The organism is Deltaproteobacteria bacterium (genome assembly GCA_009692615.1).
Lineage (GTDB): Bacteria > Desulfobacterota > Binatia > UBA9968 > UBA9968 > DP-20.
Genome location: SHYW01000147.1, coordinates 1 through 10,349, shown reverse-complemented (window position 1 = coordinate 10,349; position 10,349 = coordinate 1). Strand labels below are relative to the sequence as shown.

Here is a 10,349-nt window from a genome sequence, read left to right as displayed (position 1 = left end):
ATCCAACAAGTCGCCGATCTGCGCAACAAAAACATCGGCATCAGTTACTTCGGCAGCACCACCCACATGGTCGCCGATGTCATGGCGCGTCGTTTCGGTTTGGTACCTGGCAAGGATGTCAATCTGATTCCATCCGGCGACGATAACGGTCGCATCGCCTCGCTGGACGCTGGCCGCGTCGAGGCGGTGATCGGCGGACCGCCGTTGAACATTTGGGGCGCGAAGAAAAATTATAAAGTCATCGCGTGGGCCAAGGATTTTACCAATTTGCCGCAGAACGCGGTAATCGTCACGGATAAAAAAATCCAGCAGTCGGCCGATCAAGCCAAGCGCACGATCAAAGCGACCATTGAGGCGTTGCGCTTTATCCAAAATAATAAAAGGGAATCCATCGACATACTGGCCGCCTACTCGCGCTCGGACCGGGAAACTGCGGCGGGCATGTTCGAAGGCTATTTCCCGGCATACAGCCAAGACGGCACCATGACCAACGACGCGCTGCAAGCAGCGCTTGACGAAGCGCTGACGAGAGCGAAGCTTGACAAGAAGTTCCCGCTCACGCAGATTGCCGACCGTTCCTTATTGATCGAAGCGCAAAAAGAATTGGGCCTGAAGTAAGGCGCGACTCCAATGGTCATCGACGGCGACGGACACTGTAACGAACCCCGCGATCTCTTTGACCGATACCTGGAAAGTGGATTCCGTGATCGTGGCCCGAAAATCGTCCCCGTCGGCAACATCGAATACTGGATGGTTGAAGGCAAATTTCTGCCGCGGCCGGTCGGCAACCTTGGTCATGGCAGCGCAAGTGGTTACTTCGGCACCGATCTAGCCAAGAAAGGCATGGCGACCATGACTCAATCCCTCGACGATGCGCCCGGCCGGCTCAAAGACTTGGACAAGGAAGGAATCGACATCCAAGTCGCTTATCCCAACATCATGGCGATGGCGTCGCATCTCGACGACGGCGAGCTCGCCGCCGCCATGTGTCGCGCTTACAACAACTACGCCGCGGAAAAAGCCCGAGCATTTAACGGCCGGGTCAAACCAGTCGCGGTGGTTGCGCTGCAGAATCCCACGGAGGCTGCCAAAGAGCTGCGCCGCGCGATCAAAGATCTTGGACTCGTAGGTACGGTAGTCACGGGTATCGTCGGCGAAAGAAATCTTGACGACCCCTATTTCACGCCATTTTTCCGTGAAGCCAACGAGCTCGGCGCTGCCGTCGGCGTGCACTGGATCACTGGCTGCTTCGACAGTCCCGGGCAAGAGCGCTTCAAAGATCCCTACTTCTACATTCACATGGTCGGCATGCCGTTTAATTTGATGATCGGCATCATGACCCTGATCGGCGGCGGTGTGATGGAGAAGTATCCAAGAATCAAATTTGTGTTTCTCGAAATCGGCGCTGGCTGGCTGCCCTACTGGATGTGGCGCATGGACGATCATTACACGACAAGCTCACACCAACTGCCGACACTGCCCAGGCCGCCAAGCGCTTATGTCAAGAGCGAAAGTTGTTTTGTTTCCTGCGAACCGGACGAAGAAGGTTTAGCCCACAGCGCCAACATACTCGGCGCGGAAAGAATTATCTTTGCTTCCGACTATCCGCACGGCGATTGCGACTTCCCATATTCTGTCACCAAGTTGCGCCAGCGTAAGGATATCAGCGACGAGTTAAAAGAACGCATTCTGTGGGAAAATGCCGCGCGGCTTTATGGCCTGTCGTAAAGCCATCACGCCGCCTAGCCCGCCAAGGTGAAAGGATCAATCCATGCAGCAAGTTATCGACGCCGATGGCCATGCTAATGAACCTGATGATTTGTTCGAGCGTTACTTGGAGAAAGAATTTCGCGATCGCGGGCCCAAAGTCGTGCTGGTTGGCAAGGTCCAATATTGGATGATCGAAGGCAAGCTCTTTCCGCGGCCGGTGGGGAATTTTGGCCATGGCACCCCCAACGGTTATCTTTTTAAGAAGGGCAAACCCGACATGGCGATCAATTCGCCAGGCCTTGATGATGTTACCGGCCGCTTAAAGGACCTGGACAAAGAAGGAATCGATATCCAGGTCGCTTATCCGAATATTATGGCGATGGCGTCGCATCTCGACGACGGTGAGCTCGCTGCCGCCATGTGCCGTGCCTACAACAACTACACCGAGGAGAAGTCCCAAGCTTTCAATGGTCGGGTCAAAGGCATCGCCGCGGTTCCGCTGCAAAATCCTCAAGAGGCGGCCAAGGAACTAAGGCGAGCGATCAAAGATCTCGGCCTGGTTGGCGTCGTGATAACCGGTACGGTCGGACCGCGCAATCTCGATGATCCATTTTTTGAGCCGTTTTTCCGTGAAGCCAACGAACTCGGCGCCGCGGTGGGCGTGCACTGGATCACCGGTTGTTTCGACAGTCCCGGCCAGGAAAGATTCAAGGACCCTTACTTTTACATCCACATGGTCGGCATGCCGTTTAACTTGATGATCGGCATTATGACCTTGATTGGCGGCGGCGTGATGGAGAAGTATCCAAGAATCAAATTTGTCTTTTTGGAAATCGGCGCCGCCTGGCTGCCCTACTGGATGTGGCGCATGGACGATCATTATTCCCGTGCGATGCATAAGCCCACGGCCGTGCCGAAAAAACCCAGCGACTATGTCAGAAGCGAGAGCTGTTATGTCTCCTGCGAACCTGATGAAGATGGTTTATCCCATACGGTTGAAGTATTGGGCGCTGAACGGCTGTTATTCGCCTCGGATTATCCCCACGGTGACTGTGATTTTCCTCACTCAGTAACAAAATTCAGGAAACGCAGCGACATCTCGGATCAGGTCAAAGAACAAATTCTCTGGCACAACCCCGCGCGGTTGTACGGGATCTCTTAGGTCCAAAGTCATTAACAAGATAGAGAGGATAATCAATTGTGAGTCAGCGGATCATTTCGGTGACAAGACTGTTTTTTGCCGTTTCCCTTTGGTTTTACTGCGTTCACGTCCCGAACGCGCCGGCGCAGGTTGACTTCCCCATCGGCTATTCTTCGTTGGGCGGCACCTATGCGTTTATTTCGCTCATCGAAGAGCAGCGCCTTCTCGAACAAGAGGGCATACGCCCGGTGTTTGTCTACATTGGCGGCCCGCAAATCACCCAAGCTTTGATCGCCGGCGATATTAAGATGGCCCTAGTCGCCGGGGCAAGTCCCGTGCGCGCGGCGGCGCAAGGAGCGGAGCTGCGCTTTATCGGCGGCGTCACCGACAAAGAGAACATTACCATCGTCGCCGACCCGAAGATCACCAAACCGGCTGAACTCAAAGGCACACGCATGGCCATCGACCGGCTCGGTGATTATACTGACTTTCGCGCCCGCAAAGTGCTCGAACGTTTCGGCTTGGAAGCGCAAAAGGATGTCGTCTTGCTGCAAATCGGTGGCCAGACCGGCCGGTTCGCGGCGCTGCGCACTGGCCAAGTGCAATCGACTTTCGTGGCGCCGCCGCTGACCTTGATCGCCAAGAAGGCTGGTTTTCGGCCGTTGATCGATTTGGCTGATCTAGGATTTCCTTCGACCTCCGGTTCCATCGTCATTATGAAATCCTCGGCGGAACGCCAGGAAAAAGAAGTCTACGGCGTCATGCGCGCAATCACGCGGGCGCTGCGCGCCTTCAAGACCAATCGAGAGTTAGCGATCCGCAGTTTGTCGCGATTTCTCAAGGTCAACGACCCCGAAGCCCTCGATGAAACCTTTCGCAGTCACGCGAAGATTTTTCAAGATATTCCCGCCCCAGCACTCACGGGGATCCGCATGGTTAAGGACTTCCTCGGACAGAACGATCCCAAGGTCGCAAAACTAAGCGTTGACGAGATTGTCGATCTGCGATTTGTCGACCGACTCAGACGGGAAATGGGACCAGGGAAATGAATAGGCAGAAATGGGCACGGCATAAAATAGTTTGATCGATCGAATCGGCGCATCTTAACGTTTCGGAGGAAGATCCCATGAGTGCATCGAAGCCCACCGCCCGTTCGATTCGGATCCTTGTCGCGCTCGGCCTCCTCTGGTCGCTGGCACCGCGGGAAGCCAATGGCCAGCTGCAAAAAATCAAAATCTCCTATTCGGCGCCGAGCACGTCCATTGCGTTCCAAGTAGCCATGGCGCACGGCTTCTACAAGGAAGAGGGCTTGGACGTGGAATTGATCCAAGTCAACCCACGGCTGGCGCCCATCGCCCTTGCCAACGGGGACATCGACTTCACGACGACTTTTAATAATACCCTGCAAGCGATTGTCCAAGGCTTTCCGCTCAAATTTGTCTTCGTATCAGTACGCAAGGGCGCCTTCTTTTTGATGGCTCGGCCCGAACTGAAAAGCATTCAAGATCTCACCAATAAGAAAATTGGCGTTACTAATTTAACTTCGGTCGACCATGTCAGCGCCGAAGAGATGCTGCGCAATAAAGGCATGAACCTGAGCGCCGTCACGTTTCTTGGCTTGGGCAACGAGGCGTTGCGAATCCAAGCCCTGCGCGCTGGCGCCGTCGACGCCATCGCCATCGCGCCGCCGCACCATTTGCAGCTGATGAGTTTAGGCTTTAACCCGTTGGCGGGTCCCCAAGATGTGCAGCGGGCGCGGCCGTTATCCGGTATCGCAATCGCCACCCGGCTGCTCAAGGAGAAACCGCAAGCGATCAAGCAGTTAAATCGCGCGCTGCTCAAGTCGCATCGGTTTATCTTCGAGAACAAAACTAAAACCGCTGAGGTGATGACAAAGTGGCTGCATCTATCCCAGGAGGCAGCGGTGGGTTCTTACGATTTGTTGCTGCTGACCCTTAGCCGCAACGGCGAGATCACTGACAATGAATGGGAAACACTGAGCATAAAGCCAAAAACCGCACCAGATGTGCGGGATTTCACTCTGCTCCATCAAGCGCAAAAAGAATTGGGAATTAAGTGATAACGTCTGCTGGGAGGATAAGCCATGCCAAGATCCGGTGACGAGTTTGTCGAGTGGTTAGACCGCGAGCTCGAACCGCTGCGCCGTGAAGCCTCGGGGTCGATATATTTCGAAGCCTGGTGCAGCGGCAAACTGAGCATCGACCAAGTTTTCGAATTGATGAAGCAGCGCTATGCCTACTTGCGCGAGATCCCGCATATTCTCGCGGCCTGGATTGAACACTGCCCCTACGTCGACGTGCAGCAAAAATATATCGCCTACATGCACGAGGAAGCCGGACACCCCGAGTACCTTGTTGCCTTCGCCAAGGAACTCGGGCGCGACCCCGAAGAGATGCGCCAAGCCGTGCTGATCCCGGAATTTACCACACCCTATTTTTACTACTGGCTGTCCCGCGGCCACATCGTCGAGGTCGCCGCGGCCAATAACTTCGGCAACGAGCGCACCAACACCCGCAAGGGACACGCCATGTACGACGCGACGGTGAAGTACTACCCCTACCCGTCGCTAGTCAAGTTTTTCGAAGACCACGCCGAGGAAGAAGGCGACCACGCCAATCTCGGTGTTTACGTGTTGAAAAAATACGCCACCACCGATGAGCTGCAAGCCAAGGCCACGGCGGCGGCGAAAAAATCGTTGCAGTTGAAAATTCTCGGCCAGAATGGGCTATGCAAACGGTTCATCACCGACTGGCCCTCCGGCGGGAGTAAGGCGGGCTAATCCATGTTTGGCTTGTTGATTGAGGGCCCGTCCGTTGGAGGGGAAAAAGCATGATCGCGATGTATCAACTCATCGCTCTCTCGGTATTGTTGGCATCCAGCCATTTCGGCGCTGCTAGCCATGCCGCGGCGCCGCTCGCCGACTTTCCGATCGGATACTCATCCAACGGCGGCACCTACGGCTTCATCGGTTTGATTCAGCAGCAACGATTGCTTGAACAGCAAGGCATCCAGCCACAGTTTGTCTACATCGGCGGCCCGCAGATCACCCAGGCGTTTCTCGCCGGCGATATCAAAATGATGATCGTCGCCGCGGCGAGTCCGATCCGCGCCGCCGGCCAGGGCGCCGAGGTCAAGTTCGTCGGCGGTGTGATGGACAAGGAAGTGCTCACGCTGATCACCCATTCGGCGATCAAGTCAGCGGCGGAGTTGAAGGGCGCCAAACTCGCCATCGACCGTCTGGGCGACTACACGGAATTCCTCGCACGCACGGTTTTAGAGAAACTAAATTTGACAGCGGAAAAAGATGTCTCGCTGATCCAGATCGGCGCGCAGACTTCGCGTTTTGCCGCGCTCAAGAGCGGCATCGTGCAGGCGACCTTCGTCGCCCCGCCGCTCACGCTGCTCGCCAAGCAGGCGGGTTTGAATTTACTCGTCGATCTCTCCAGTCTCGGCATTCCGTCTTCCGCCGCCTCCTTCGTGGTTTTGCGCGGCACACAACAGCGCCAGGGCGCTGAAGTTTACAAAGTGCTGTCGGCCATGGGCAAAGGACTGCGGTTATACAAGGCCAATAAGGAAGCGGCGATGAAAGGGCTCGCCCAGTTCATGCAGATCAAAGATCAGGCGGTACTGGAAGAAACCTGGCGCGTCCACGCGCCGCTCTATAAGGACGTGCCGTCTCCCGCCGTCGAGGGAGTTCGTGTCGTCAAAGATTTTCTTGGGCGATCAGATGCCAATGTCGCCAAACTGGCGGCCAATAATCTGATCGACAGCCAGTATGTCAGCCAATTGGAAAAGGAAGCGGATAAGTAATGCGCCGAGCATCTGTCAGTTTTACTAATCAGGGAGAAATCCTATGACCGTTCGTTTTCCGATCACGGCTGAGATGGGCGGCGATCTCGTCGGCTTGACGTTGGCGGAATTGCGCCTTTGCAAAGTCCAACGCCGAGAAACTGTCGTCTTGTTTACCGACACCCGGACCAATCCCAACTATGTTGCCGCCTTTCTCGCCGCGGCCAAAGAATTGGCCGGCAGCGTCTTCGAAGTGAAGATTCCGTTCTTGCCTCTGGGCGACGGTAAAAACAACGACCTCGCGCCGGTGATTCGCGTGCTCAAGAATGCCGACTTTGTCATCGATCTGTCCACCGGCAGCACGTTGTATATCTACGGCGAAGGCTTGACCGAGGTCCTGGCTGGCGGCACTCGCGTGTTGCAAGTCAAAGCGATCGAAGATCAATTGCGCCGATGTTTTCCCACCGAAGAAGTGCGCCGGCGGACCGCCAATGGCGCTGCCTGGCTCGAACGCGCGGCGGAAATTCGCCTCACATCCACGGCCGGGGCGAATCTGACCATGCGCAAAAAAGGCCGCAAAGGATTGACCCAGCTGGGCATCAGCGACGAGAAAGGCCGTTGGGATAGTTGGCCGTCGGGATTTCTCTACTGCGCGCCGGAAGAAGAGACCGCCAATGGCACGCTGGTACTCGATGTCGGCGACTTACTGGTCATGTTGGGCCGCTACGTCAGCGAGCCGATACGCATAGAAGTGGCGAACGGTACGATCAAGAGCATCGACGGCGGTGTCGATGCCGTGTTGCTGAAAGACCGTTTGGAGCAAGCCAACGATCCCGAAGCGTATATCATCTCGCATATCGGCTGGGGCACCGACCACCGCGCGCACTGGTCGGAGATCGCCCAACGCGGCACCGAAGATGGCGCCCGCGAAGTGCGCTCGACCTATGGAAACATTCAGATCGCTTTCGGCGCCAACTACCGCTTGGGCGGTAAGAACAAGACGATGGCGCACGAAGACCTGATCCTGCGCCGCGCCAAGTTCGAGCTCGACGGTCAAACCATCGTCGATGACGGGCGGATCATCCCCGAAGATCTCAGATGACCTGGTATAATTCCAACTCAGGAAGGAAAGTCCTATGACAATGTCCGGCGATGAATTTGTCGAATGGTTGGATCGGGAGCTCGAACCGCTGCGCCGCGAGATTATCGCTTCGCCCTATTACGATGCTTGGTGCAGCGGCAAACTAAGCCAGGAACAGCTGTTTCAAGTCATGTCTCAATGGTACGCCTATCTCAAACATATCCCGTCGATCATGTGCGCTTGGATTCAGCGTTGCCACGACCCCGATCTGGCCTTGAAATACATCGCCTATGCCCATGAAGAGGCGCCCCACCCGGAATATCTGGTCGAGTTCGCCAAGGAGATCGGCCGCGACCCGGAAGAGATGCGCCGCATCGAACTGATCCCCGAGTTCACCACACCCTATTTTTACTTTTGGTTGTCACGCGGCCATATCGTCGAGATCGCCGCGGCGAATAACTTCGGCAACGAGCGCACCAACACTCGGGCCGGCAACCGCATGTTCGAAGCGGCCAAGAAGTATTACCCCCACCCATCGCTATTGCGATTTTATGGCGAGCATGACGAGGAAGAAGACGCGCACGCCAACCTTGGCACCTATGTATTGAGACACTACGCCACCACCGACGAGTTGCAGCGCAAAGCCACACTGGCGGCGAAAAAATCTTTGCAGCTTAAAGTCATCGGCACCAACGGCCTGTACGAACGATTCATGAAGAACTGACTTGGCAACGAAAGAGCTGACCATGCCCATATCCTTCTTCGTCAGAAGCAGCGAAGCTTTACTCAACTGCGCCATGTGGACGCCGCAACAAAGCCGAGGCGAGGGCATCGTGTTTTGCCATGGCTGGGGCGGCGGCACGCCCTATGACGACTTGTTGCGTATGCTGTCCGAACGCGGCTACACCGTGCTGCGCTTCGAGCAACGAGGCTACGGCGCTTCAACCGGCCATGCCGATTTAAGCATGTGGCCGGTGGATATGGCCGCCTGCGCCGCCGCGCTCACCAACATCGTCAAGAAAGTCTGGGCCATGGGGCAATCCACCGGCGGCACCATGTCTTTGGTTGCGGCAACCCAGTACAACTGCTTCTCGGGTGCTGTCGCCATCGCGCCGTTCTGCTCGTTGCCGCGCATCCTCGAAGACAACAAGAATGCCCGGGCGATTCTCGAAGCCCGCTTCGGCCCGCTGCAAGAAAAACATTTCCGCGCCGCCAACGCTCTGGAGATCGTCGAGAACTTACCCAAGCCGGTACTGATCGTCCAAGGCACCGCCGATGAATCGGTGCCCTATGAACATGGCAAATTGCTCCACCAAAAATTGCTCGCGGTGGCGCAACACCGAACCGTCGAAGGCGGCAATCATCATCTGAACAACGTCGACCGCGCGCCAGTGCTCGCCGACATCGTCGCTTGGTTCGAGGGGCAGAAATAGCCCTGGTTGGAATTGGTGCATGACGCTTGGCCAGCCCAAGGAGTTGTCGAAATGAAAACCCAGATACTGACTTTCTTGATTGTTGCTGTGCTCACCTGCGCTATCTTCGGCGCCCACGCCCACGCCAAGAATATCGTCATTGCCACCTCGTCCGTGGTTCTCACCAACACACCGATCTGGGTCGCCATCGATAGAAAATATTTCGACGAGGTCGGACTGAGCGTGCAATACATCGTCATGCGCTCGGATATTGCGCTCAAAGGACTGATCACCGGCGACGTTGATTACATACAAAGTTCGTCGAGCGTACTACGCGCGGCGGTGGCGGGCGCGCCGCTGACCACGATCCTCGGCGTTTACAATCGCACCTTCTTCGATCTCGTCGCCCGGCCGGAAATTCGCACGCTGAACGATCTGCGCGGCAAGCCGGTGGGCATCAGCCGCTATGGTGCGTCCACCGAGTACGCCGTGCGCTTCGCGCTCAAGGCGAACAATATCGACCCAGACAAGGACGTCAAATTAATCGCCGTCGGCGCCGGCACCGACGCGGCGCGCATCTCCGCCCTCGACGCCGGCGTGGTCGCGGCGGCGGTGCTGCAAGTGCCGTCCAATCTGATCGCCCACAAGCTCGGCCAAAAAACCATTCTGCCGTTGGGCGACTACATGGAGACGTTATTCGCCGGACTCGGCACTAGCCAGAAAAAACTCCAGACCAACCGCGAGGAAGCCAAGCAGGTGGTGCGTGCTGTGCTGCGGGCGCTGGACTTCATGGCGCGTAGTCCAGTTGAAACCAAGGCGATTATTCAAAAGAATCTGCGCGGCATTGAATCCAGCGCCGTGGACTATATTTACAATCTGGTCGTCAAGCACGCGACTAGAAGCGGCATCGCTTCACAGAAAGCTCTCGACAACACTCTGCTCGGCAGCCCGTTCGAGGGCAAGCCGGTGAACTTCGACAAGTTCGTCGATTTTTCCCTGGCGCGCGAAGTTATCCCATAACCGGCAGCGCAAATATCGCTGGACAGAGAGCCGTTGTCAATTGGTGGGTAAAAAGAATTAGGCAGCGACCCGAACCTCCTGACCGTTTGCGTACTTCTGACCACGAGCGACTTTGTCTACAAGCTGGGGTGCATCGAGTTTTCTGAAACTCATTTCAGCGATCATTAAGGTCTTC

11 protein-coding genes are annotated in these 10,349 nt (G+C 56.1%); all 11 read left to right on the top strand.

The window, feature by feature from the left end; all coding sequences use genetic code 11:
* A partial coding sequence (locus tag EXR70_23370) for an ABC transporter substrate-binding protein (GenBank protein MSP41437.1) occupies positions 1–618 on the top strand: 618 nt, incomplete at its 5' end.
* 12 nt (positions 619–630) lie between these two features.
* Positions 631–1,728, top strand: a complete 1,098-nt coding sequence (locus EXR70_23365; protein MSP41436.1) for an amidohydrolase — start codon at positions 631–633, stop codon at positions 1,726–1,728.
* A gap of 43 nt (positions 1,729–1,771) precedes the next feature.
* On the top strand, positions 1,772–2,872 hold the full coding sequence (locus tag EXR70_23360; protein MSP41435.1) for an amidohydrolase: 1,101 nt from the start codon (positions 1,772–1,774) through the stop codon (positions 2,870–2,872).
* Between the two features lie 38 nt (positions 2,873–2,910).
* Positions 2,911–3,900, top strand: coding sequence for an ABC transporter substrate-binding protein (locus EXR70_23355; GenBank protein MSP41434.1), 990 nt, complete (start codon positions 2,911–2,913; stop codon positions 3,898–3,900).
* A 77-nt stretch (positions 3,901–3,977) separates the two neighbouring features.
* Positions 3,978–4,931 (top strand): transporter substrate-binding domain-containing protein, encoded by a 954-nt coding sequence (locus tag EXR70_23350; protein ID MSP41433.1) that lies wholly within the window; start codon positions 3,978–3,980, stop codon positions 4,929–4,931.
* A 24-nt stretch (positions 4,932–4,955) separates the two neighbouring features.
* Positions 4,956–5,651 carry a hypothetical protein gene (locus EXR70_23345; GenBank protein MSP41432.1) on the top strand — a complete coding sequence of 232 codons (696 nt, stop codon included), beginning with the start codon at positions 4,956–4,958 and terminating at the stop codon, positions 5,649–5,651.
* 50 nt (positions 5,652–5,701) lie between these two features.
* On the top strand, positions 5,702–6,682 hold the full coding sequence (locus EXR70_23340) for an ABC transporter substrate-binding protein (GenBank protein ID MSP41431.1): 981 nt from the start codon (positions 5,702–5,704) through the stop codon (positions 6,680–6,682).
* A 43-nt stretch (positions 6,683–6,725) separates the two neighbouring features.
* Entirely contained in the window at positions 6,726–7,763 is a 1,038-nt protein-coding gene (locus EXR70_23335) for a hypothetical protein (protein ID MSP41430.1), read from the top strand.
* Between the two features lie 34 nt (positions 7,764–7,797).
* Positions 7,798–8,466 carry a hypothetical protein gene (locus tag EXR70_23330; protein MSP41429.1) on the top strand — a complete coding sequence of 223 codons (669 nt, stop codon included), beginning with the start codon at positions 7,798–7,800 and terminating at the stop codon, positions 8,464–8,466.
* Position 8,467: 1 nt separating this feature from the next.
* Entirely contained in the window at positions 8,468–9,175 is a 708-nt protein-coding gene (locus EXR70_23325) for an alpha/beta fold hydrolase (protein MSP41428.1), read from the top strand.
* 51 nt (positions 9,176–9,226) lie between these two features.
* Entirely contained in the window at positions 9,227–10,174 is a 948-nt protein-coding gene (locus EXR70_23320) for an ABC transporter substrate-binding protein (protein ID MSP41427.1), read from the top strand.
* The last annotated feature ends 175 nt before the right edge of the window (positions 10,175–10,349 follow it).

Excerpts from the sequence above, each read along its gene's own strand:
- EXR70_23365 (MSP41436.1), top strand. The coding sequence starts at position 631 with ATGGTCATCGACGGCGACGGACACTGTAACGAACCCCGCGATCTCTTT.
- EXR70_23360 (MSP41435.1), top strand. The coding sequence starts at position 1,772 with ATGCAGCAAGTTATCGACGCCGATGGCCATGCTAATGAACCTGATGAT.
- EXR70_23350 (MSP41433.1), top strand. The coding sequence starts at position 3,978 with ATGAGTGCATCGAAGCCCACCGCCCGTTCGATTCGGATCCTTGTCGCG.
- EXR70_23345 (MSP41432.1), top strand. The coding sequence starts at position 4,956 with ATGCCAAGATCCGGTGACGAGTTTGTCGAGTGGTTAGACCGCGAGCTC.
- EXR70_23340 (MSP41431.1), top strand. The coding sequence starts at position 5,702 with ATGATCGCGATGTATCAACTCATCGCTCTCTCGGTATTGTTGGCATCC.
- EXR70_23335 (MSP41430.1), top strand. The coding sequence starts at position 6,726 with ATGACCGTTCGTTTTCCGATCACGGCTGAGATGGGCGGCGATCTCGTC.
- EXR70_23330 (MSP41429.1), top strand. The coding sequence starts at position 7,798 with ATGACAATGTCCGGCGATGAATTTGTCGAATGGTTGGATCGGGAGCTC.
- EXR70_23320 (MSP41427.1), top strand. The coding sequence starts at position 9,227 with ATGAAAACCCAGATACTGACTTTCTTGATTGTTGCTGTGCTCACCTGC.